This window comes from Photobacterium sp. ABD4_091, from assembly GCF_056160145.1.
The window spans coordinates 723,040-746,949 of record NZ_JBSWWQ010000001.1 but is presented as its reverse complement, the minus strand read 5'-3'; the positions used below and the strand labels follow the sequence as shown (position 1 = coordinate 746,949).

Sequence of the window (23,910 nt, the reverse complement as noted above, 5' to 3'; positions counted from 1 at the left end):
ATGACAGTAACAGTTTTACCGGTCAATGCCATGGCGCTGCAGCCAATGGCAACCAGCCGGATCGCCACCAATCCTCATACAGGAACGGTGACTACCTTCGACAGCCGCCAGTTGGCAGAGCTCAAAGCAAGTGGCGACCAGCAGCAGGCGATCCAGACGGTCGCCGAGCAGTTTGAGTCCCTGTTTTTGCAAATGGTGCTCAAGCAAATGCGTAAGGCGAGTGAAGCCCTCAATGCCGATGATGATAACGCCTTGTTTGGCAGCCGTGAGCACAAAACCTACCAAGAGTTTTTCGATGGCCAAATCGCTATTGAAATGTCGAAAAGCCAGCTTGGGTTGGCGGAAGTTATTGTCCGCCAACTTGGCGGTGAAGACGGGTTTAAGGATGCCAGCAACGAGGTCGCTTTAACTTCAGGTAAGGCAGAGCAAGGTCCGATCGCGGGCAGCGCATTTAGCCAGTCTTTGCTGCATTTCAACCGTGAGGGCACGAACGCATGAGTTTAATGAATATCGGCTTGTCAGGCCTACAGGCAAGCCAAGTGGGCATGAATGTAACAGCCCAGAACGTCGCTAACATCAACACCCCGGGCTACAGCCGCCAGCAGGTGCAGCTATCTGCCGTTGGCTCAACCAGCATGAGCATGAAAGATGCGGGTAACGGGGTATCGGTCAATGCTATTCGCCGGGTGACGGATCAATACCAGACCAACCAGATCTTCCGTGCCGGTTCAATGCTGGGGGCGGCCTCGACGTCTGCCCAGCAACTCAAGCGGCTAGAGACGCTACTGTCTGGTGACTCGATGGATCTGAGCCAGGGTTTCGATAGTTTTTTCTCTGCGCTCAACGGCGCCAGTGTTTCGCCGTATGGCTCAGCTCACCGCTCGCTAATCATCAGTGAGGCGGAAGCGCTTGGTAATCGTTTCAACCAGTTAAGCAGCTCGCTGGACGGTCAGTATGATGATTTGTCCCAGCAGCGTAGCAGTGCGGTTTCTCAGGCCAATAGCCTGATGTCGAACATCGGCAAGCTCAATGAAGAAATCCGCAAAGGCGAGGCGTCAGGCGCGAACACGGCAGCGTTGCAAGATGAGCGTGACGTTCTGATTGCTGAGCTGTCCGAAATTGTCGATGTGCGTATTACCGATGCCGGTGACGGCACGCTGAATATTGCCTTGCCGAATGGTCAGCCATTGGTGATGGGTAATCAGGTGGCTCAGTTCAACCTCGAGCCAGATCCGAATAATCCGCGCAGCGATGTGTTGTCACTGGAGTTGAACGGCCAGAGCTTCCCGATTGATGACGATATGGGCGGCAAACTGGGTGCCCTGATTGAATACGAGCGCGATGTGCTGGTGCCAACCCAAGAAGCAATTAACGATATAGCTTTTGAGTTTGCCCAAGCCTTCAACGACCAGTTGGCCGAGGGTTTTGACCTCAATGGCGAGCCGGGCAAACCGTTGTTTGTCTTCGACCCGGAAAACCCGGCGGCAACCTTGTCGATCAACCCGGATTTCAAGCCGGAAGATTTGGCGCTATCGAGTGACGGCACACCGGGTAATACCGATAACCTGCTGAAACTGATTGAGATTAAAGACCAAGAATTCGAAATTGGCGATCTCGGCAGCCAGACACTGGGCAGTGCGTTTAACTCTTTATTGAGTGACATTGCCGTTAAAAGCCGTCAGGCCCAGTCTGATCACGATGCGGCCAGCAACATCTACCTGCAGGCGACGATTGAAAAGTCCGCCACCAGTGGCGTCAACCTGGATGAAGAAGCGGTGAGTTTGATGATGTACCAGCAGGCTTACCAGGCCAATATGCAGGTGATCAGCGCGTCAAACCAGATGTTTGCCTCTATCATGCAGCTATTCTAAGGATATTTTGATGCGTGTAAGTACTAATCAATACAGCCAGATGATGTCTGGTAGCCTGAGCCAGAATTCCTTGGGCATTAATAAAATCATGCAGCAGATGGCGACCGGCAAGCGCTTGCTGGTGCCGTCTGACGACCCGATGGCATCTAGCCGGGTGATGAACCTAAAGCGTGAGCAGGCGGCGATCAGCCAGTATCAGGGCAATATCGAGCAAGCGGATACGGCGCTGAAAAAACAGGAAACTTACCTCAGCAGTGCCGTTGATGTGCTGCATCAAATTCGCGATCTAATGCTTTGGGCCGGCAATGGTGCCAATGGCCCGGACGAATTGGCAGCGATGGCCAACGAGCTTGAGCATTTGCAAGACAGTTTGGTGAGCTTGGTAAACTCCAAGGATGAAAACGGCAAATACATCTTCGCGGGTAATGAGGTAAATACCACTCCACTGGTTAAAGACGAAGACGGTACCTGGATTTACCAGGGGGATACCGGTATCCGTGAAGTTGTCGTTGGTGATGGCGTGACTATCCAGCTTAACGTCAATGCCGAGGACATGTTCTTCTCCGGCGGCACGGATATTTTCAACCAGCTTGATGAACTGATTGGTGCGCTGCGCGACCCGGACTTTGATATGTCAGGCAGCGGTATTATCGAGCGCAGCCTTGATGTGCTTGATGATACCATGCTGGCAGTATCAGGCACCGTTACCAGCCTGGGTAGCCGCCAGAATGCCTTGACCACTATGCAGGACGGTCACAGCGAGGTTGAGCTGTTCAACAATGACTTGATCGGCCAGCTCGAAGATCTCGACTATGCCGATGCCATGGTGCAGTACAACAATTATCTGTTGGCCTTGCAGGCAACCCAGTCAACCTATGTCAAAACAGCTAGCCTGTCGCTATTTAGTATTATGTAACTCATACCCTGCCGGGCAGCTCGGCAGGGTATTTTTCGATTGATGGAAAACACATGGTTTCTCAGGTAAATGATCTTCGCTCGGCAGCAGCCGGTGCCAGTCGCCAGCAGCAGGTAATCGCTAGGCCGGCCACGAAAACGGCCGCAGTACCTGATAACAAACAGCCGGATCCATTGCGCCTGTCGCAAACCCTGACCCCGGAGCATACCCGCCAGCACAGCTTGATCCAGCGTGCCCAGCATAAAGTGGCCGCCTCGCGGGTGGCAGAATTTAGCCTTAATGATATTGGTAAGAACTTGGCCCAGCTTGGTAAGCGGGTGGAGTTTGCGATGCGCTCGGGCAGTGCTTCGCCAAAGATCACGGCGGAGATTGAGCAGCTGGCCAGCCGAATGGAACAGCGCTTGCAGCAAGCGACATACAAAGACCAGCCAGTGCTAAGCCGCCAGCTTAAGCCGGTCTTTCATGGTGAGCCGCGTACTGCATTCCAAATCAAAGGGCTAGATACCAAACGCCCAAGTCCCCGTGACGAAACGCTGATCTTCAATCTGGCCAAAGGCGGGGCGAATGCGGTACCGGTAAAACTCTCGGCTAACGCCACACCGGAAAAGCAGGCGATGCAGTTTCGCCAGGCGCTCAATGAGCACGGTATCGGGGTGTCATTGAACAAACAACGCCAGCTAGTTTTTTCGGCCAATGAAGCGGACTGGCAGCATTTGTCACAGAAAATGCGGGTAGTCGGCCAAGGCGACCGTTTTCCTGCAGGCCAGCCGAACCGGGTAAAGCTAGAGACAACCGAAGCACGCTTTGAACCACAGAAGTGGCAGACCGATAAAGAACAGCTTCGCCAGACACTGGTAAACACCCAGCAGATGATGAAGCAGATCAAATCCAGCATTCAGGAATTGAAGCTTCATAACCAAGATGTCATGCAACGCATCGATACCATCAACCAGCGTAACCGTTACCTGAGCGATCAGGTTCTGGACACGGTAGAGGCCGATTTGTCACGCATGCTGCCTACTGGCGATAGCTTTACCTCGGCGTTCCAAAACTTGAAGGTACAGGCCAATGTCCACCGCCAAACCGTGGTATCGTTACTCAGTTGATAATGGCTTGGATGAAAAAGGGCTAGTTGAGGACTTTTTATGCTGTCACCGATCTCTGCGGCGATAAACAAACTACTGCGAATTGAGCCGCAGCAGCTAAAAGCGGAACAGTTTACGCCGCCACAGCAAGGGGCAGACAAGCCACTGTCGAATAACACCCAGCCATCAACACCACAGACCTTGCCACACGCCCAGTGGCAGGTTGTCCGAATGCTGGCAAGCTCATCGGCTCCGTCACTGGGACAAACCCAGGGCTACCAAACACCGACGCTGCAATCACCCAGTTTTCGTCTAGGTGGCGGGGAAGGGGAGTTGCAACTTCGCCTTCAGCTTGAAGGCCAAACGCATACCATTCGCTGGCAGGTCGGCGCGGGGCAAAGCGAACCCCAGTTGCTCAATTCCACCTTGCCAACCGCGCTATCTTTGGCCTTGCTGCCAACGGTTGATCAGGGCTGGCGCTTGGTTGCCAAGGGCTTTTTTCACAATGAACCGCTGCAGCTGCTGTGGTCACCGTATGGCAATAATGCCAAAGCGGGCGGCTCTACCCAGCATCCAGCTTCACTCAAGCTGTGGCTACGCACCGGGTTTATTACCACGGTTATCCTTTTCTCTCTATTCTATTGGTTATTTTAATCGATTGGTTATTTTACCGCCTTACCTCGTTTGGATTCTCTATAATCTTTCCGTTATATCTCTTTTCTTTCCTCACTTATTTAATATTCGCTAGCCTCATCATTATAAAGTTAAATAACTCTTTCTATGTTTAATTATCAATCTGTTTAACTTGCTAGCTTCTAGCTTCTAGCTTCTAGCTTCTAGCTTCTAGCTTCTAGCTTCTAGCTTCTAGCTTCTAGCTTCTAGGATCTGTTTTTTTCATTTAAGAAATTTTTATTTTTGTCGTAGGCGAAAAAATAATAAAAAATTGCGAAAACTCTGTTTAAGGCTAGCGGTTAGGTGTCGTTTTATAGAGGTGTAGACACTAATACAGAATAATCCACAGAGGGCAATAACATGCTATCGATGCACACGAACTACACATCTCTAATTACTCAGAACAACCTGAACAAAACATCTGGTGCAATGGATCAGGCGATGCAGCGCATCTCTACTGGTTTCCGCATCAACTCTGCATCTGACGATGCCGCGGGCCTACAGATTGCAACTCGCCTTCAGTCTCAAGTAAACGGTCTAGGTGTTGCCCAGCGTAACTCGCAAGATGCTATCTCTATGCTGCAAACAGCAGAAGGTGCATTCGATGAGATGACCAACATTGGTCACCGCATGAAAGACCTAGCCACTCAGGCTGCAAACGGTACCAACTCTGAAAACGAACATGATGCAATGCAATCAGAGTGGAACCAACTAGTAAATGAGCTAGAAAGCGTTATCGACAATACCCAATACGGTTCTGGTAACAACCTGTTTGGCGCTGGTGGCCTATTTGACCAAGATATCACGTTCCAGATTGGTGCAACCACGGAAGAAACACTGACTATCAACATTGCTCAGTCTCTTTCTGATGTGCGCGATACGATTGGTGATCTTAAAGGACTTGACCTAGGCGCTGGACCTGTAGGTGACCTAGATGGCCACACAAATTACGCTGATGCAAGTGCTGCTGGTTGGGAAGCAAGTGTTGCTCAAGCTCTAGCTGGAGGTTGGGAGCCAACTGATCCTAATGAAGCTGATACTGAATGGACTGCGCTTGTTAATGCGGGCGGTGCTGCTTTTGAAGCTGCAAACGAAGCGGCTTTCGATGTAGCTCTAGCTGAAGTTCAGGAGCCATCTGGCGCTGCCCAAGCTATGGACATGGTTGATGCGCTTCTAAATGGCCGCGCTGAAGACCTAACTGATGTTGATAACCCAATTGAAGCTCGTACTGGTATCGGCGCTATCCGCTCTGAGCTAGGTGCTAACATCAACCGCCTAGACCACACGATTGTTAACCTTGGCAACATGCAAGAGAACACCGAAATGGCGAAAGGCCGTATCATGGATACTGACTACGCGGTTGAATCTTCAAACATGATGAAGAACCAGATGCTAACGCAGATGAGCATGTCTATGCTGTCTCAAGCGAACGGCATGTCTGGCATGGTAATGAGCCTAGTAGGCTAATTGCTAAGCGGTTAATTTACCTAGCGGCTAAGCCGTTTACGCGAAATAACTGCAATCAAACCACTCCAAATAAAACAAAACCGCAGCCTAGGCTGCGGTTTTTTTATTTTGGTTACCAGTTAAAAGGGACTGATTTTATACCGCTTCCAGCCTTGACACTGTTTCTGCACTATTGGCTTGGTACACATTGCGCAGCTCGGCCATGATACTTTCGCGGGTAATGGTGCCGATAAATTGGCCATTGTCCAGTACCGGAATAATACGCGGCTTGCTGGTTTTTAGTGCCTTAACGCGATCTTCCAGCGGCAGTGCCGTGGTGCTGGTGGCAATCCCCATTGCCGAGGTAGGGTAAAGCTGCTCTTTGTCGATGCACATGTACTCGACGATATCGGCAAGGCTATCTGTTGCATTGACGGCCACGACCTCGCGCTGCATTAAATCAACCACCTTGGTGTCCTGGCTCGGCTGGTAATCTTGGTACCACAGCTCCTTCATCACATCGTACATGGATAGGAACCCGACCAGATGGCCATTAACATCACAAACCGGCGCGCCGGAGGCATTGTCAGCCAGCATGGTGTCAATTGCGTTGGGGATGGCAGTGTCCGCCGAAAGAATCAACGGCTGGGTATTGGTCACTTCTCTAACAGTAAGATGAGATAGCATATCAGCCTCCTTGGCTGGGGCGATGTCTACGCCCTGGGAGATAGAGCGGATGTTGGCAGCCTTTAGTTCTGGGCGGCGGAAGATACACCAGTTGGCAAGGCCAACGAGAACGGCGCCACCGACAATATTGCCCAGCGTGACAGGCAACAGGTTAGCCATCAGGAAGGTTGGGATATTCAGATCGCTGTATTGCTCCGGGCTGGCAGAAACCATCTGCCAGAATTGATCGGGCGCGAAGTTCTGGATGGTGATCCCAAGCGGTACCATGAACATATTAGCGACGGAGTGCTCGAAGCCGCTGGAGACGAACATAGAAACCGGCAGTACCATTAGCATCGCTTTGGTCATGGCGTTAGCAGAGCTGAAAGTCATCCAGATAGCCAAACACACCAGCAGGTTACAAAGGATACCTAAAGAGAAAGCCTGTACTGGGGTATGGTGGAGTTTATGCTGGGCGATATTCAGGGCATTGAGTCCCCATAGGCCATTGTTGAGCATAAACATGCCAGCGGCGCTGATCAGCATCAGCATGAACATGGCACCGATGAAGTTACCGATGTAAACCTTGGCCCACAGGGAGAGCATTTTTTTCAAGCTGATCTGGCGGTTAGCCCAGGAAATACTAGACAATACCGAGCTGGTAAAGAGTTCACCACCACACAGGACAATCAGGATCAACCCCATGCTGAACACCATACCGCCGACCAATCGGCTGAGCCCCCATCCGGTCGTCGCGCTGCCTGTGGTCACCGTAATATAAAAGACAAAAGCAAGGCCAATGAAAGCGCCGGCCATAATCGCCAGGCCGAGAGTCATGCTACTGTTTTTTTTGGCTTTGCTCAGTGCGAACTTTTCCGCTTCCGCCATCATTTCCTTTGGCGAAAACAGCTGATTATTACTAGATTCTATGTTACTCATGCTTACCCCAAGTGCTCCACATCCTTTCCGTCCGGCGCTAGCCGATTTTCACTTGAACGTCCCTATCAAGCCGTATGCCTTAGTCACAGGCGAAGTCATAATAAGAAAAACTGATAGCAATATAAAGCTGAATCATCTTTGCTTATATGAAATATATGATTACAATTTCGTATATTGCGACATAGATTGAAATGATGGGTGCGCAACATGGTGCACTTATGTGTGAGGATCGCAAAAGCTACTTCTGGTGGGTATTGCTGGGTTTGTTACTGATATTTTGGCTGCTTCTAAGGCAATCAAACGGCCTAAAATGTTAACTATTAAATATGTTATTAAATGTTAATTGTATGTCGCTGGTAGGGGCGGCTTTCCTCTAGGTTTGCGTCTGTTCTTCCCGTTAACAACTTCTGTTTTTCCCGTGTTTTACCTTTATAAAAGTGCTTTTTCTCCCTTTTATGTTCCTCCTCTTTAAATACTAGCCAGCAGTAATGCGCTCGGTTGTTTTTATCTCTATTGCATTATGTCTCCCCAGATGGCGACTTGCTTTTTCCTACCACTTTAAATCCCGCTTTAAATATTAAGAAGACCAGGCGTTTTGTCGCCTTATATCTATAACAGACCAGCATTTATTGGCGGAAGTGTTTTATTTCCGCAACCGGAAATAAAACTTCCGCTAATTAATTTCTGGGAAACAAAAATATTTATCAGTTTGGCTTAATAGCCGTAAAAACAATCAAACTTGGCGTGATTTAGCATTATTTTGCTGAATTAAAAGTTGGAACAGCTTTTGCTAAATGAGCGTAATTACTCGTTTTAATAATCAGCTCTAATAACCAGCTTTAATCGTGAAATGAGCTAACTCGGGCAGAGTTGAGGAGAGACTCAATGTCAATGATGGACCCTGCTTCTTTGGCAATGCAGATGGTAATGATCCAGCGTCAGCCATTTGATATTCAATATGCCAACCAACAGGCAATGTACCAAGCCCAGCTTGATGCGTGGAAAGATATCGATTCCGCATTTAGCAGCTTTTCTTCTGCGCTTGAAAATATGAACAAGGCGGATAACAGCTTTGTGAAAAATAGCGCAACGCCGAGTGAAGAAGGCTTTCTCAATGCCACGGCAAGCGGTAGTGCCCGCCACGGTAGCTACGATCTGTTTGTGAAGCAGTTGGCACAAGCCCAGCAAGAAGCGATCATCCTAAAAGGCGAAGACCTACCGACCGAAGGTGTCGTGACGATTGATATTGCTGGTAGCGAAGAGCCGCTGGTTATCGATTTTGAAGTCTTCAATCAAGACGGTGATAAGACCGTAACCGACTTGGCAGACTATATCGATGAGTTCGACGAGGGGGTAACAGCCTCTGTCGTGCGCTCTGGTGATGAGGTGAGCCTGATCCTCAGCAGCACCGAAACCGGGGAAGAGAACAGCTTCAGCCTGTCGTTTGATAACAGCCTGGGTGACTACTTCCACCCGCCACAAACCCTGACCGAAGCGCGTGATGCCATTGTGATGATTGGCGGTGAAGATGGTCTGGAAATACGCAACAGCTCCAACACTATCGACGATGCTATTTCTGGCGTGACGCTCGAACTGACCAAGGCGCACGAGCCAGGCGACAAGCCGCTGACCCTTGTCATCGGTGGTGATACTGAAGCATCGACAGAGGCTGTTGAAGAGTTTGTTGATGCCTACAACGACCTAATGAACACCATCCTCAAGCACACCATGACCGATTACCAAATCGAAAATGATGACAGTGACAATGACGATGAGGACAGCGTCAAGTTTACCAAGGCCGGTGTGCTTGCCAGTGATTCTACCGCTCGCAGCCTCAAGGGCATGCTTAACAACATTGCCCGCGGCCAATTCGACGAAGGCACCCTTTACAGCATCGGCATCGAAGCCAACCGCGACGGCACACTGAAAATCGACAGCGAGCGGTTCGAGCAGGCGTTGGCTGAAACACCGGAAAAAATCGACGCCATTTTCTTTGGTGATAACGGTGCCCTGACGGCGCTGGAAAAGGCGATTGAGCCATACACCGGTTCTGCGAACTCCGGCAATAACCTGCTAAAAGGACATCAGGAGAGCCTGCAAGGCAATATTGACCGGGTTGACGATAAGAAAGAGCAGCTCGATTACCGGATGGAAAAAACCTACAACCGCTACTTGCGCCAATACACCGCAATGCAGCAAACCATGATGCAGATGGAATCGACCGGTTCCATGTTTATGTTTTAGAGGAACAAATGATGTTAATGGATGATTCTGGCTTCGAGGCGTACCAGCAAGTTGGTGTGGAAGCACAGGCAGCGGCTGCCAGCCCGTACCAATTGGTGCTGATGCTGGTGGATGGCTTCATGGATAACCTGACCCGTGCCGAAGGCCATATGGAAGCAAACCGCCTGAAAGAAAAAGGCGAGGCTATCGGCAAGTGCATCGACATTATCGGTGGCCTGAACAGCGCTCTGGATATGCGACAGGGTGGCGAGTTGGCACAGCAGATGAACCAGCTTTACGATTTTTGCAGCATGCGCCTGTTTGAAGCCAGTGTCCATAACGATGCCGCTAAGCTGACAGAGGTGCGTACTGTCATGGGGAATATCCAGCAGGGCTGGCACAACTTCGGAGCAGCCAATGAAGGTTAATACGACCCAAGTCAGGCAGCTGACCTTGCAGCTCAACCAGAGCTACAAGCGCAAAGAGTGGCAGACGGTCCGCAAGATAGATAAAGAAATCTACGCCATGCTGGCTGATCTCAAGCAGCAGCCTGCTATCGCCGAATCACTGCGCCGGGAGATCCTTCAGCTCAAGAAGGTCCACCTGGCGGCAATGACAGCATGTGAAATGGAAAAAGCTCACCTTGGCCAGATGCTGGCTAAGTTCCAGAACCAGCGCGAAGGGGTATCGGAATACCAGCAAGTTGAGTTGGCTGGAGGATTGCTCCGATGAGCCATCTCTCAGTACCGCCGTCAATGCCTCACGGGCACGGCCATGCCTCATCGACGTTGCCGGTAGCTGCGAATAATGGTGAAGGTTCTTGGATGGACAGCTTTGCCGCGCTACTGGGGTTAAGTGGTGAAGAACCGGCTGAGGTGGCAATGGCTGACGAGGCGAACCCGTATTGGTTCGATCTCTATGATCAGCTCAAGGGGTTGGCCGAAGGGGAGGACTGGGTATTTAGCTCTGCCCACCCGTTTATCGAGCAGTTACCGCCGGAGGGACAGTTTCGTCTGGTCAATATTACCAATGCGCTGAGCAGTGATGTCCGAGATCAGTTGATTGGCATGATGCGCCGTGCCGACGGCTTGCAAAGTGTGTCGGTGCAGATGGGGCCATCGCAGCCTGCTATACCGCATTACCTTGCCGCAGACGGCACGGCTCAGGGAGAGTCGCTGTCGTTCGATCAGGCCATTGAGCGGGTGATCTCCAACGCGATGACACCGGTGAGGCAAGAAACAACCAACCCTGTCTTGCTTCAGCAGCTGACACAGTCTGGCAGCTTTACCACGCTAGCACTGCAAGAGGCGCCAAATACCGCACCAGCGTCTGCGGAGAGTCAATTAAACCAACCTACTGCTAACCGTGCCGAGTGGGCGCCGGTCAGAATGGCTGAAAATCAGCAGCAATGGGGGCAACAACTGGTTTCGGTGCTCAAGGAACGGGTACAGATGCACCTCAACCAAGATGTCCAGCATGCCCGGATCCGCCTCGACCCGCCGCATCTCGGCAGCCTCGAGCTGTCCGTCAAGATGGAAAACAACAAGATCCAAGTCCATATCGCCGCGGCAGATCCGGCCTTGCGCGAAGCTGCCCAGCAGGGCGCCGAACGCTTGCGGGCTGAGCTTGAGGGCAAGCAGCTGGCGGGCGCCATGGTTGATGTCGATGTCAGTGACCAATCCCAGCAGCAGGCTTATGAGCAGCAGGCTTATGAGCAGCAGCTCGAAAGTTCACTTGTGATGCAGCCTGTGGCGGAAGGGGCTGACTGGCATGACTCAACCGATCTCTTATCAAAGGCGGACCAATACCGTCTCACTCGTATGGTGTAAGGAATAAAAAATCATGGCTAGAACCAATGTAATGAGCACAAAAGTCATTTTGGCCGCACTTGCTGCCTCAGTGCTGATTGCTATCTCATCGATTGCAACCTACGCGTTTATCGTCAACGACAAGTCCGCTGAGTTCAGTGTATTTACCCGCAGCGATGACCAAAATCGAGCCCATTTCATGAATCTCGACAAGTTCGTGATCACCATCGATGGTGAAGAGCGCACCCATTACTTGATGCTGGAGCTGGCACTAAAGACCAGTTCAGCCAAGGCACATGACCAGCTGATTGAGTACAAGCCGCTGGCTCGCAACGTTTTATTGAAAATGTTTAGCCAAAGTACCTTCGAAGAGCTGCGCCAGATGGATGAAATTGAGCGCATGCAAACCGAGGTGCTGGGCAAACTTCGCCAGGCCATGGCTTTGAATGGTTACGCCTACCAGATAGACGAAGTGCTGTTCACCAAGCTTGTGCTGCAATAAAGGAAGGGAATCATGTTAGAAGCACAGCAGTTACCGTTCGAGGATGAGTATGCCCAGTGGCAAACCCAACCCTCGCAGAACAATGAAGAGCAGATCCTGCGCCAGCATTTGGGCTTGGTAAAGCGGATTGTCCAGCAACTCCACCACCATGCCTCGGGATCTATGGGGCTTGATGACATGGAGCAGATTGGCCTGCTTGGTTTGCTGGAGTCGGTACGCCGCTATGGCGAGATGGATGATAACTTCCGTTTCTTTGCCGCCCGCCGGGTACGGGGCGCTATCCTCGATGAGCTGCGCCGTCGTGACTGGCGGCCGCGCCAGTTGCGCCAGCAAGTCCATGAGCTCAACAAGGTCTCCAAGCTATTGACCAAGCAGCTAAAGCGCCAGCCGACCGAGCATGAACTGGCCGAGGCATTGAAGATCAGCCTAGAAGAATGCCACCGCTTGCTGTACGCCGCCCAGGCAGAAGAGCTTTATAGCTTGGAGCAGCTGTTTGAGTCGGACAGCAGCAGTGTCGATTTTGGCGAGAGTGACAGCAACCTGCAGCAGTTGATCAACGATGATTTGCTCAAGCATGTCTTGTCGCAGCTGCCGAAGCGCGAGCAGCTGATCCTGGATTTTTACTACCAGAAAGAGCTTAGCCTGAAAGAAATTGCCATAGTGGTGGGGTTGAGCGAAGCGAGGATTTGCCAGCTTCACAAGCAGGCAATCAAACAAATGAACGTCATGATTAAGAGCTTGTTGTAGGGGAAAATTATGCAAAAAATTATCGGTGTCTTAATCATTATCCTGTGTGTGTTCGGTGGTTTTGTATTGGCCGGGGGCTACCTTGGCACTATGTGGCAGCCTGCTGAGCTAATGATTATCCTCGGTGCTGGTGCCGGTGCACTGGCGATCGGCAACCCGCACCATGTCATTGTCGAAATGTGGCATCAGGCCCGCGGTATCGCGGCTAAGCGTGACGAGCGCAAGCTTTACCGCGAGTTGCTTTCACTGATGTATCACCTGCTCGAGCAGGTTCGCCAAAACGGTATGCGGGTGCTGGACGAGCACATTGAAGAGCCGCACCAGAGCAGCTTGTTCCTGAGCTACCCGGAAGTGCTGGAATACCCGAAGCTGGTCACCTTTATTACCGATAACTTCCGCCTGATGGCAATGGGAAAAATCAGTGCCCATGAGCTGGAAAGTATGCTGGAGCAGGAGCTGGAAGCGATTGAGGAAGAAATGATGGAGCCGTCGCACTCGATGCACCGGATTGCCGAGGCAATGCCGGGCTTTGGTATTTTGGCTGCGGTAATGGGAATCGTCATCACCATGACTAACATCGACGGTGATATGGCGCAAATCGGTATCAGTGTTGCCCACGCCCTGGTGGGTACTTTCCTCGGTATCTTCTTCTGTTACTGCGTGTTTGACCCATTGAGCTCTGCGATGGGCAACCAGGTTAAACGCGAGCTAGCGGCCTTTGAGTGTGTCAAAGCCATGATGGTGAGCTACACCGCGGGTAAACCAGCGATTGTCGCAGCGGATTCTGGCCGTAAGTTGATCATGCTGGATGTGAAGCCAACTTTTGCCGAGATGGAAGGTTGGGTGACACAACAGGTGTTCCAATGATAAAAGGCAATAATTCCGACACGATTATCATCAAAAAGCGTCGTGGCAAGGGCGGTGATGCCCGCCATGGCGGGGCGTGGAAGGTGGCATTTGCTGATTTTACCTTGGCGATGATGGCTTTTTTCATGGTGATGTGGGTACTGCAGGTCACGACGGAAGAAGAAAAAAGCCGGATTGTGGGCCGCCTTAGCGGTGGTCAGCAACAGCTTGTTCCTAGCAGTGACCTGTTTATGGAAAACAGCCCGTTTGTGGTCGATTTGGGCGGTTCATCGCTGCCAGGATTGCAGAGCGAGCAGCCAAGTAACCCTTATAACCTAGGTAACTCACTGACAATCAACGTTGTTGGTGGTGATGGAGATAGCTTTGGTGGATTGGGTGAAGAAGGCCCGTCATTAGTGGCTGGTCGCTATGAAACCCACGAGGAAATGGTGGTACTGGGTGAACACCTGAAAGGGGTCAGTGAGTTCCTTTCGGCGAGTAGCCAACTAACGGTGGAAGCTGTGCCGCAAGGGTTACGGGTACTGGTGAATGATGACAACGAAAAGCCAATGTTCAAACTTGGTGGGGCAGAACTCACCCCGTTCTTTGAAGACCTGCTGTTGGCTATCGCACCGACCTTTGCCGTGATTGAAAACCAAATCATGATTTCCGGCCATGCTGATGCCAGTGGCTTTAACCGCCGCTCAACCAGCAATAACTGGATGTTGTCAGGCCAACGTGCCCAACGGGCAAGGGAAGTGTTGGAATTTGGCGGTATGCCAAGCGAGCGCGTGGCACAAGTTACTGCGATGTCAGACACCATGCTACTAGATGAAGATGAGCCATACAGCCACCTCAACCGCAGAATTGAAATTCTGGTACTGACCCCGGATACCGAACAGCAACTGCAAATGCTGTTTGGCCGTGACAACGGTGAATCAGCCATGGAAGCGGCTATACAGTCGGCTTACGATAATCAACCTGTCGGCTAACCAAGTTCCAACGTCAGCGTGCTAGGTGACGGCTAAAACCCTGCCCATAGAAATATGGGCAGGGTTTTTTATATTCGGAGCCAGCATCAAAGCATGTGGCGCGATATTAGCTAGATGTTTTTTGGGTGTGGCTTGTTTGTCTTGAAGGATAACAAAGAGGGGCAGATATATATCTGCCCCTCAGATTGCTGACGAACCCCACTTTTTAAGTGGGGTTCTTTTTAGAGAGCGGCCGTAGGCCGCGATCGCGATTTTTTTACCTACTAGCTCGGTTGGAGGCTCCTTTGCTCTTCTCGCCTGATATTGACTCGTATTAACCTAATTAGAGCGTTTATAAGGCCTATTTTCTGTAAGCAGCCCAGCACCAAGGCCATCTTCTTGATATTTTGAGCAGCAGCGGCCAACCAACATTGCATCTGCACCTTGTTCAACCCCCGGAACCGTGCATATCGGTGACCATGATGCTGTTTCGCATCTGCGAAGCTTCTTTCTACCGTTTCTCCCCTTCGCCGATAGGTCCTTTTACCATAAGGTGTCAGCCGTATTTTGTTTGCTCGTTCCACAGCCTCCGCGTAGATATGCCGGGTTATCACCTTCTTCATTGTTTTGCTTTGGGTGCAGTCATTTCTCATCGAGCAGAGCTCACACTCCTTGGGGGCCGAGTGGTATTCTCTGTAGCCTTCTCTTGACGTGGTTTTATAGATAAGTTCCTGGCCATTTGGGCACAGGTAAGTGTCTGTTTCTTTGTTATAGATAAAGTGCTTCTTCTTGATAGCATTCTGGGTGCGAGGCGGCCTACGGTAACCAAAGAGGCCAAGGATTTCTCTTCGTTCAAGGCTCTCAGCAACAGGAGCCGTGAAGTATCCAGCATCAAGGCCTACGGCTATAGGATTCAGGTTGAACTGGTTGAGCGTGTAGTCTAGCCGATTGATATAAGGCTGGGAGTCATTGACGTTACCTGCGGTCGCATAGGTATCGACGATAATCCCATGCATGCCATCGACGGTGCGGTGGTCAAGGTAAAAGAACCCTTGCGGCTTGTTATCCCGCGTCATAAAGCCGCTTTCAGAATCAGTCGTGCTCACTTTGGTATTTTTGAGCTTAGGCTCTGATTTTCGCTCAGCTAAAGGTTTTTTCCCTTCGGCTTCCCGCTCCTTGGCCACATCTTCGTTGAGCATCTCAAGGTAGGCACTGGTGCGGACAGCTTGCTGTTCATTGGTAAATTTCTTCTTGTTAGCATTGGCTTTGAGGTGGGTGCTGTCGGTGAATAATTCATTCCCGGCGACGAGCCCTTTATCCATGGCCTGGAGTACGATATTGGTAAAGATGCGTTCAAAAATATCCGTCCCGTTGAAGCGGCGGATGCGGTTTTGGCTGAGCGTCGAGGCATGGATAACTTTCTCTGTCAGTGACATGCGAAGGAACCACCGATAGGCCACATTGACCTCGATTTCTTTGACTAGCTGACGCTCGCTCTTGATGCCAAAGATGTAGCCCAGCAGGATGATTTTAAACAAGCGGACGGGGTCAACAGGAGGCCGGCCATTGTCTTGGCAATATAGGTGAGCGACTTCGTCTCTAATAAATTCGAAATCTATAACTTGGTCGATTTTACGTACGAGATGATGCTTCGGAACCAGCTGTTCCATTGTGACCATTTCGAGTTCGTACTGTTGGGGTGAGGGTTCTTTTAACATGTCGAGATATCCATATTTCGATATCTCTATTAGATCAAAGGCCTAGCTTAAAAGCCAGACCTTTGTCATCAGTCTGAGGGGCAGATATATATCTGCCCCTCTTTATCATGTCAGCCTTACGAGCCAAGATTGATCAGTCTGAAGTCTTGGCTTGTATTTCTGCGGCCTTGGTTAAATCATCAAGGTTGAAGACACAACACCGATCAGGCCTGCACTTGCCAGTACCGTTACAGCTTTCTCTGCCATTTTACCATTGCTTTCAGCGGCCTTGCCGAACATCGCGAAGACAAACGGGTGTACCAGGAAGGTCATGGCAAACGTAAAGGTAATAAGGCTTGCCGCCGCTGAACCGAACATGCCTTCTTGTACTGCGGCAAACAGGCCGAAGTGTGACAGGCCAGAAGCCGCTGACATTGACGCATGTTCTAGTGACATACCGGCAAGGCTTAGCAGTGTAAAGCTGCCGAATACTGCCATGATCTGCCAGCCAAGCGAGAATAGCATCAAGCCTTTTACTTCGGTTTTTTCACAGCCGTTAGCTGAGCGCAGGTTTTTCAGCGACAGGATAACAAACGTTGCACCAGCCGCTAGCAGTGGAAGTGTCCACCCTACCATAAGTGAGCCGCGCTCGGCACTCGCTGCCAGAATCGTAAACACAAAGATATGTCCGGCAAACGGGATGTTGATCATAATCGGCGCACGGGAAGCCGCGGTACGGCCGAAGTCACCTGCTGTACAGGCACCGGTTAGGCCTGAGTGAGACAGGCCGCCTGCCAGACCTGGTGCTAGGTTACGTACATGGTTTGATTTGCCGACGAAGATCAATAGCGCCAGGCCACCAAACATCCAGAAAATCTGGCCAGAGAAGCCGTATACGATAACACTCTGAAGACCTGGAATACCGAAGGCTTCAACCATGTGCGAGCCACCAACCAGGAAGCTACCAGCCAGAACCAGAGGGATACCGGCAAACAGCAGCGCATTCATGGTTGGGCCGTGCTTCCACTTCGGCAATGCTGCGCCTAGGCCAGAAGACAGGATCATCGCGAAGAAGATCTGTGGCAGGCCAATTACTGACGATACAACATTCGCAAGCCATAGCGAGAGGTTAAGCACCACGATAATCGCGACTACTTCAAACAAACCCTTGCGGATGTATTGGCCTTTGTTAGAGATCACAGCTTTGCGATCAATAAGGATAAAGGCTAGGGCCAGGCAGATATAAGAGAGCAGTAGGAAAGAGTCACCCAGGGCAAAGCCTGCAGTACGGTCAGAAATCAGCACGTCTGCGGTCTGGATACCAATCAACAGCAAGAAGGCACGGATAATATACGTCAACTGTGTGCTGCTGGTACCGTGTACGACTTCTTGGGCAGAAGGGGAGAAGAAATCACACTCTTCATCAAAGTCTTTGTTAGACAACAGGCGACGGATTTCCTGTCCGCCTACGAAGAAGGAAGCGATCAATGCAATAACGGTTGTCTGGCCAATGAGCGCCACAACTGGGAACTGTTCTAGTCCAGGTGTCGCCATGCCGCTATGGACCAATAGTGAGCCTAATGCGAGGCCAAACACCACGATAACTAATAGCGATGAATACTTAGTCCCTGCAACCAGGGTACGGGCAACCAATACCATAATTGTCAAAGCGGCGATCGCGATAACAAAATGGTTAAAAGCATATAGATGGGAAACTTGTTCCATTATAACTCCAAAAACTCTTTCGAACTGCTCACAGTCACCCCTCATGCGTTAGGCTCGTGATGGGCTAACAACAGGTTTAGGCTGGCTGTGGGCGAGTGATATGTCCGTTACTGATTAGGTAACAACTTGTGGGGCAACATTTTCTGCTACTGGCGATGGCGTCTTTGCATCGTTGAACAGGGCGCGAAGGGCTTTCAATACTTCTTGGCGGGATACCACACCGACATATTTACCGTTGTCCATTACCGGTAGAATTTGTGGTTTGTTAACCTTGATTGATTTAGCTCGCTCTTCAAGTGACAGGGTTGTCATTTGTGTCGCGTAGCCCATCGCTGTCGTAGGGTAAAGTTGTTCTTTGTCTAGGGCTAAGTACTCAAGTGCATCTGTTAGGCGGTCTGAGATATCCATTGTCACCAAGTCTGTTTTCATCAGATGGCCTACCGTCACGTCTTCATCAGGCAGGTAGTCTTGGCACCACATTTCCACCATGATGTCGTGAGCAGAGAGGAAGCCCACTAACTGGCCGTTTGCATCACAAACTGGCGCACCGTTAATGTGGTTGTTTGACAATAGATCAATCGCCGCAGGCAGACTTGCTTCGGTACTTAACGTCGGTGCTTGCGTATTTACAATGTCTCTCACTGTAAGTAAAGCGCTCATAACAATCTCCAAAAAATCTAAATCAACACTGTTGTAGTAACTCGCCAAGAGTCATCAGAAGTGGCTCATTAAGCTGTTGACGGAAATGTTACTCAGCACCGGCGCATTAGTAAAATTGATTTTATTTAGATTGTCATTCAGTTTTTCTGATACTTTGTTTGTAAATATTTCAGAAAGTGTCGCTTAAAAAGAGAATCAATTTAGGTGATAGGGGGAATGTTCAGCGAAGTTAGTGGGTTTATTCGCCAATTCTTTATGGGAATAAAGATGGGGCTAGATCGGTATTGTCTATCAATAATGTTGATTGTAGTCCGCTTTTCTAATAATTAAAACTGATTTGGAATAATATTCTAAAATGTAGGGATATTAAAGATGACATATCGATAGGCACTTTCTTACAGTTTTTCGCGGGGTGAAAAGAATATACCCCTTAATGTGCATACGGTTTACATTACCCGGCTGTTAAAACTTGATACAATATTGGCTGAATCTATCTAGCTATCAGATTTTCTGATTGGCTCAAATACCCAAGTGACTTTGTATATACCTCAGTAACTTGGCGGTATAGCTTTATCTTCCGGCGTAAGCCCCCCTGTTGTAAATCTAGGAGTAAAAGTGCGTTATTCGTTGAAACAGTTATCAGTGTTTGATGCGGTTGCTGAGTTGGGCAGCGTAAGCCAAGCGGCAGAAAGGTTGGGGGTAACTCAGTCTGCTGCGAGCATGTCGCTTAGCCAATTAGAAAAGCTGCTAGGGCGGGATCTTTTCGTACGTCAGGGCAAAGATATGCGCTTGAGCCACTGGGGAAATTGGCTGCGGCCTAAAGCTCGTCGCCTGTTGCAAGATGCCGAGCAAATTGAAGCCGGTTTTTATGACCAGCACTTGTTCAGCGGCAGCATTACTATCGGCGCCAGCCAGACGCCAGCCGAGCATTTGGTCCCTGAGCTTATCAGTATTCTTGATACTGATTTTCCTGAAGTTCGCACAGGATTAGAAGTGAAGAGTAGCCAGGGTATCATCGAGGGTGTCCTGAACTACAAATATGATATCGGTATTATTGAAGGCCGCTGTGATGATAACCGCACCCACCAGGAAGAGTGGTGCCGGGACCACCTTGTCGTCGTCAGTGCTGCTCACCACCCTTTTGCTAAGAACTCTCGGGTTAGCCTGGCGCAGTTAGAGCAAGCCCAGTGGGTATTGCGTGAAGGTGGTGCGGGGACTCGCGCTATTTTTGAAAGTGCAATGGTGCCGCTGATCCCAGATCTGGATGTTTGGCGTGAATACTCTCACGTACCGGTTATTCGCAGCATGGTTTCCAATGGACACTATCTCACCTGTTTGCCTTACTTGGATGTGGCTCCACATATTGAGCGTGGTGAATTGGCCGCATTGAATGTGCCTGAATTAAAAATGGACCGTGCTATCTCCTTTATTTGGCGTAAGGAGATGGGGGATCACCCTTTGCTTGAGTGTATTAAGCGTGAAGGGCACAGAATGATGAAGAACCATAAACTTAAATCTTCCTGAGTCAGTTTAATCTGCCCTGCAGGAAAAATACCCCAGCACAGTAATACCCAAGTATCGCACAGCTGCTTGGGTATTTTTATATTCAATGAGTTTCATTTTTATTGATAGGTCAAATCCAATTAACTAATAAATCAATAAGATACATTTTTACTCACAAAGCCGATTATATTTGTGATGGGTTCGCAGTTTAACAGGCAGGCTTGATGGTAAGGGTTGAGGTATATCTACTTATAAGCAATAAAATGCCTATCAATTTTTCTGATATAGCCTTTTAGTTGCCTTGTTTCATTTAACCTGAAGTTATTTTGCTTTGGCTAAGATCAAAAAAGGAGAACCATCGTTCTCCTTTTTACTTTCAGTGCTTGAATCAGTGTTAGTAAATCACTTTCGCTTGTGTGTAGCTGCTGATGATTTCTTTGACTTTTTCCATCACTTCTTTTGATGGTGGGGAAACGCCCGTTAGTGGGTAGTCAAAGCCCATCGCTTCCCACTTGTGTTCACCAAGCTGGTGGTAGGGTAGCAGCTCGACTTTCTCGATGTTGTCCATATCCTTGATGAAATCACCCAGTAGGTGAGCAGAACGCTCGTCATCGGTATAGCCTGGGACAACCACGTAGCGGATCCATGTTTTTTGGCCGCGCTGGTGCAGGTAACGGGCAAAGTCCAACACGCGTTTGTTTGGCACACCGACAAGGTTTTGGTGGATACTGTCATCTAGTTGCTTGAGATCCAGCATCACCAAATCAGCAACATCAAGGACTTCGTCAACAACATCAGTATGTTTGCGGATATAGCCGTTGGTATCTAGACAAGTGTGGATACCTTCATCTTTGGCTGCACGGAAGAAATCACGCACAAACTCTGGCTGCAGCATAGCTTCACCACCTGAACAGGTGACACCGCCGCCCGATGAGTTCATGAAGAAGCGGTATGATTTCGCTTCGTTAATCAACTCTTCGACCGTGATCTCCTTACCATCATGAAGATCCCAGGTATCACGGTTGTGGCAATATTGGCAGCGCATCAGGCAGCCTTGCATGAAGACGATGAAACGAATACCGGGACCGTCGACGGTACCACAGGACTCAAAAGAGTGGATTCGACCTTTTACTGACATTACTTAGCTTCTCCGCTTGGGGGCGTGTTTTACCTGTCATTTTATTACAAAATGGACAGGCAAAGTAGCTAAAAAGCACCTAATTAGTAAGGTTACTACCAATGATGTTACAACTTCTCTCTCCAGCATAGATTCCATTGAGGCAATTGATCAACGGGCATCGGTCGGCCGACAAAGTAGCCTTGAGCGTAGTCGCAACCCATTTGGCGTAATGCCTGCCACTGGTAGTCATGCTCGATCCCCTCGGCAATGGTTTTCAGTGACAATCGGTTGGCAAGCAGTAGACTGGCTTCGAGAATCGCTTCGGCCGTTTTGCTTTTGGGAAGCGCCTGAACAAACCCCATATCCAGTTTGAGTGATTCGAATGGCAATTGCTCCAGTTGCTTTAGCGATGAGTAGCCAGTACCGAAATCATCAATAGACAGCTTGAAGCCATACATACCAAGCCTGGCGGCGGCTTCTAGGCTTTGTCCTGCATGTTCCATAGCGTCAGATTCAGTGATTTCGAACGACAGCATTTGGCTAATGGTTGGGAAGTCTTGCTGCAGGGAAATAACCTTGTCGACGAACCCCTTGCTGATCAGGGTGTGGGGAGTGATATTGACGGCGACCCGACGGCCAGAAAAGGCGGCTAGATTTGAAACAACATGGTTGATGGTGAGCAGCGCCAATTCATCTTCCTTGCCCATTTTTTCAATCACCGACAGGAAGTGGCTCGGTGGCAGCAACCCTTGTTTAGGATGTTTAAGACGGATTAATGCTTCGTTACAACACCACTCTCCCGATCGCATGTCGACGATTGGCTGATAATAGGGCACCAGCCACTGCTGCTCGAAAGCCATGCTGATCTCTTGCTCTGACAGTAACCGTGTTGATGGGGCACTTTCGGCAGGAAGTGGCGCCGCTAGGTACTGCTGTGCTTGGGTCAGAAGCGAATGTATTTGATCATGGTGGGCCGGTTTTTCGAGGCTTCCCACGACCTTAAGCTGGTAGCTTTTACACATCTGGCTGACGGACTTGATCACATCGGGGCTGGCGGCGCTGGAGATGATAATAGCACCATGAAATGGCATTTTTGCCAGATGGCCAAGGAAGGTTATACCCTGTCTCTTGATCACATCTCATCAGAGGTAAAGGATTGGGCTATAAGGTATCCTTCTTGAATTGCTGCTAATTTATACCAGCCTCGCCATAGGGCGGCCCAACCGGGCCGCCCTGTTCGCTTACTGTCATACCATCCGCCTAGCCTTGCTAATGTAACTCGAGCCCATTTCAGATCTGGAGCTGTTGTTGGTAAGGGCTTATTTTCTTGTTTGACCCATAATAATTTCCAGCATATTCCGGGTAGAACAGACTCACAGCTACTGGTTTCTTGTCCGCGGCTTTCTGCTCTAAGTTGTAACAAGCGGATAGCGATAAACGCTTGAATGACGGCAACTCTCTCCAGGTTGTCCTTTGATTGAAGTTGCAGTGCTTCGACATCGGTTCCATCACTTTTCCACGCCTTGTGGAACTCTTCAACCAACCAGCGCTGTTCGTAGTAACTGATTATCTCCTGGGCTTTCGCTAACGTTGTCACTGGCTCTGAAGTCAGTAAGTGCCACTCCAATTTTTCGTTGTTGTCACCTCGCTCTTTACAACCAACATAATACAGAGAAAGTGACTTGCCACACTTATTGGCTGGAACCTTAATCGTAATAGGAGCAAAGCATACATCTAATGTTGCTTTACGCGCTTTGCGACCACCCCGTTGAGCAATATGGACAGTTCGTTGTCCCGATGGGGATAACTCCTTTGCATAATCATGGAGCTTATAACCACTTTCCTCAATGCAGCGACTATAGGTCGAGCGCACAACAAAACGCTGCTGGTTGGTCAGCTTGTAATGTAAGTATTCGTAGATGTCTGACTCCCTATCACACACTGAAATGACTCGGGCTTGGAGTTGACCTAAACGTTCAGACATTGCGGTTGATGCCTGTTGCCACTTGAAGGTCTCCTTCTCTTCATACGGTCGCTTGGCGAACTTATGTCCCCGGCCTCGAGTCGCAATATCCCTCGTCCACCGCTGTTGTTCGATTAGCCCCACAACCTTTTGCTCGCGTGGTGCAAACAACAGAACAGAGTGAGCTAGCATCCCCCGGGTTCGATTTCCCGAGTTCACGTGACCAAGTTCATCGGAGAGGCTTTTATGCGTGTAGGTTAGAGCGGTGGAGTCTTCAAGGGCAAGTAATAAGTCATGCGCTTCAGCCTCGTTAGTTGTTGCCACAAAACCGGCTTCAGCTATCGCATTGGCTTCAACATCAGGGTTACGGATGAGGCGATATGCCCCTTCAATAGAGGCGGGATTAGGGCAGGCTTGCACAATAGACACTCCAACATTAGATGCCATATCACTGGCTAATTGGACTAGTCGTTGTGTACGTCTAGAGTCGCCAAGCTTGGCATGCGAAAAGGTTTGTTGAGCCCATTCTAAAGTAGAATTCCCTATCATG

Annotated in this window: 22 protein-coding genes; 15 read left to right on the top strand and 7 right to left on the bottom strand. The window is 49.8% G+C overall.

All coding sequences use genetic code 11. The annotated features are described in order from the left end of the window. The 6 genes from ACXAGQ_RS03135 to ACXAGQ_RS03110 all read left to right on the top strand — a co-directional run bounded on the left by ACXAGQ_RS03135 (position 1) and on the right by ACXAGQ_RS03110 (position 6,011). Entirely contained in the window at positions 1 to 498 is a 498-nt protein-coding gene (locus ACXAGQ_RS03135) for a rod-binding protein (RefSeq protein ID WP_475251747.1), read from the top strand. After that, a complete protein-coding gene (flgK, locus tag ACXAGQ_RS03130) occupies positions 495 to 1,871 on the top strand; it encodes a flagellar hook-associated protein FlgK (protein WP_475251745.1) in 1,377 nt (458 codons plus the stop codon). The genes ACXAGQ_RS03135 and flgK overlap by 4 nt, the downstream gene beginning before the upstream one ends. A gap of 10 nt (positions 1,872 to 1,881) precedes the next feature. Further along, positions 1,882 to 2,787: a flagellar hook-associated protein FlgL gene (gene flgL / locus ACXAGQ_RS03125; RefSeq protein WP_475251743.1), complete on the top strand. Its 906-nt coding sequence runs from the start codon at positions 1,882 to 1,884 to the stop codon at positions 2,785 to 2,787. Positions 2,788 to 2,840: 53 nt separating this feature from the next. Next, on the top strand, positions 2,841 to 3,893 hold the full coding sequence (locus ACXAGQ_RS03120; RefSeq protein ID WP_475251741.1) for a hypothetical protein: 1,053 nt from the start codon (positions 2,841 to 2,843) through the stop codon (positions 3,891 to 3,893). Between the two features lie 39 nt (positions 3,894 to 3,932). Further along, positions 3,933 to 4,526, top strand: a complete 594-nt coding sequence (locus tag ACXAGQ_RS03115; protein WP_475251739.1) for a hypothetical protein — start codon at positions 3,933 to 3,935, stop codon at positions 4,524 to 4,526. A gap of 378 nt (positions 4,527 to 4,904) precedes the next feature. Further along, complete coding sequence (locus ACXAGQ_RS03110) at positions 4,905 to 6,011, top strand: flagellin N-terminal helical domain-containing protein (protein WP_475251737.1); 1,107 nt, start codon at positions 4,905 to 4,907, stop codon at positions 6,009 to 6,011. 135 nt (positions 6,012 to 6,146) lie between these two features. On the opposite strand, the gene focA is transcribed toward ACXAGQ_RS03110, so the two are convergent. After that, positions 6,147 to 7,595, bottom strand: coding sequence for a formate transporter FocA (gene focA / locus ACXAGQ_RS03105; protein ID WP_475251735.1), 1,449 nt, complete (start codon positions 7,593 to 7,595; stop codon positions 6,147 to 6,149). An 885-nt stretch (positions 7,596 to 8,480) separates the two neighbouring features. Between focA and fliD the strand changes: the two genes are divergently transcribed. The 8 genes from fliD to ACXAGQ_RS03065 are packed head-to-tail and all read left to right on the top strand — an operon-like array spanning position 8,481 to position 14,713. Continuing rightward, entirely contained in the window at positions 8,481 to 9,839 is a 1,359-nt protein-coding gene (fliD, locus tag ACXAGQ_RS03100; RefSeq protein ID WP_475251733.1) for a flagellar filament capping protein FliD, read from the top strand. 11 nt (positions 9,840 to 9,850) lie between these two features. Next, positions 9,851 to 10,246 (top strand): flagellar export chaperone FliS, encoded by a 396-nt coding sequence (fliS, locus tag ACXAGQ_RS03095; RefSeq protein ID WP_475254650.1) that lies wholly within the window; start codon positions 9,851 to 9,853, stop codon positions 10,244 to 10,246. Continuing rightward, positions 10,236 to 10,550, top strand: coding sequence for a hypothetical protein (locus tag ACXAGQ_RS03090; protein ID WP_475251731.1), 315 nt, complete (start codon positions 10,236 to 10,238; stop codon positions 10,548 to 10,550). The genes fliS and ACXAGQ_RS03090 overlap by 11 nt, the downstream gene beginning before the upstream one ends. Next, entirely contained in the window at positions 10,547 to 11,647 is a 1,101-nt protein-coding gene (locus ACXAGQ_RS03085) for a flagellar hook-length control protein FliK (RefSeq protein ID WP_475251729.1), read from the top strand. The genes ACXAGQ_RS03090 and ACXAGQ_RS03085 overlap by 4 nt, the downstream gene beginning before the upstream one ends. 13 nt (positions 11,648 to 11,660) lie before the next feature. After that, positions 11,661 to 12,128, top strand: a complete 468-nt coding sequence (locus ACXAGQ_RS03080) for a flagellar basal body-associated FliL family protein (protein ID WP_475251727.1) — start codon at positions 11,661 to 11,663, stop codon at positions 12,126 to 12,128. 12 nt (positions 12,129 to 12,140) lie between these two features. Next, positions 12,141 to 12,875, top strand: coding sequence for an RNA polymerase sigma factor FliA (fliA, locus tag ACXAGQ_RS03075; RefSeq protein WP_475251725.1), 735 nt, complete (start codon positions 12,141 to 12,143; stop codon positions 12,873 to 12,875). A 9-nt stretch (positions 12,876 to 12,884) separates the two neighbouring features. After that, positions 12,885 to 13,742, top strand: coding sequence for a flagellar motor stator protein MotA (gene motA / locus ACXAGQ_RS03070; RefSeq protein ID WP_475251724.1), 858 nt, complete (start codon positions 12,885 to 12,887; stop codon positions 13,740 to 13,742). Further along, positions 13,739 to 14,713 (top strand): flagellar motor protein MotB, encoded by a 975-nt coding sequence (locus ACXAGQ_RS03065; RefSeq protein ID WP_475251722.1) that lies wholly within the window; start codon positions 13,739 to 13,741, stop codon positions 14,711 to 14,713. The genes motA and ACXAGQ_RS03065 overlap by 4 nt, the downstream gene beginning before the upstream one ends. Before the next feature lie 263 nt (positions 14,714 to 14,976). On the opposite strand, the gene ACXAGQ_RS03060 is transcribed toward ACXAGQ_RS03065, so the two are convergent. From ACXAGQ_RS03060 to ACXAGQ_RS03050, 3 genes are all read right to left on the bottom strand, one after another. Then, on the bottom strand, positions 14,977 to 16,410 hold the full coding sequence (locus tag ACXAGQ_RS03060; RefSeq protein ID WP_475251720.1) for an IS1182 family transposase: 1,434 nt from the start codon (positions 16,408 to 16,410) through the stop codon (positions 14,977 to 14,979). Between the two features lie 171 nt (positions 16,411 to 16,581). After that, positions 16,582 to 18,114 (bottom strand): hypothetical protein, encoded by a 1,533-nt coding sequence (locus tag ACXAGQ_RS03055; protein WP_475251718.1) that lies wholly within the window; start codon positions 18,112 to 18,114, stop codon positions 16,582 to 16,584. A 114-nt stretch (positions 18,115 to 18,228) separates the two neighbouring features. Further along, entirely contained in the window at positions 18,229 to 18,774 is a 546-nt protein-coding gene (locus tag ACXAGQ_RS03050; protein ID WP_475251716.1) for a CBS domain-containing protein, read from the bottom strand. A gap of 615 nt (positions 18,775 to 19,389) precedes the next feature. Between ACXAGQ_RS03050 and ACXAGQ_RS03045 the strand changes: the two genes are divergently transcribed. Further along, positions 19,390 to 20,298: a LysR substrate-binding domain-containing protein gene (locus tag ACXAGQ_RS03045; RefSeq protein ID WP_475251714.1), complete on the top strand. Its 909-nt coding sequence runs from the start codon at positions 19,390 to 19,392 to the stop codon at positions 20,296 to 20,298. 373 nt (positions 20,299 to 20,671) lie between these two features. Here the strand turns inward: ACXAGQ_RS03045 and pflA are convergent, their stop codons facing one another. The 3 genes from pflA to ACXAGQ_RS03030 form a co-directional block, all read right to left on the bottom strand. Beyond that, on the bottom strand, positions 20,672 to 21,415 hold the full coding sequence (gene pflA, locus ACXAGQ_RS03040; RefSeq protein WP_475251712.1) for a pyruvate formate lyase 1-activating protein: 744 nt from the start codon (positions 21,413 to 21,415) through the stop codon (positions 20,672 to 20,674). A 107-nt stretch (positions 21,416 to 21,522) separates the two neighbouring features. Then, positions 21,523 to 22,533: an EAL domain-containing response regulator gene (locus ACXAGQ_RS03035; protein ID WP_475251710.1), complete on the bottom strand. Its 1,011-nt coding sequence runs from the start codon at positions 22,531 to 22,533 to the stop codon at positions 21,523 to 21,525. Continuing rightward, positions 22,530 to 23,909 carry an IS4 family transposase gene (locus ACXAGQ_RS03030; protein WP_475251517.1) on the bottom strand — a complete coding sequence of 460 codons (1,380 nt, stop codon included), beginning with the start codon at positions 23,907 to 23,909 and terminating at the stop codon, positions 22,530 to 22,532. The genes ACXAGQ_RS03035 and ACXAGQ_RS03030 overlap by 4 nt, the downstream gene beginning before the upstream one ends. Position 23,910: the final 1 nt, after the last annotated feature.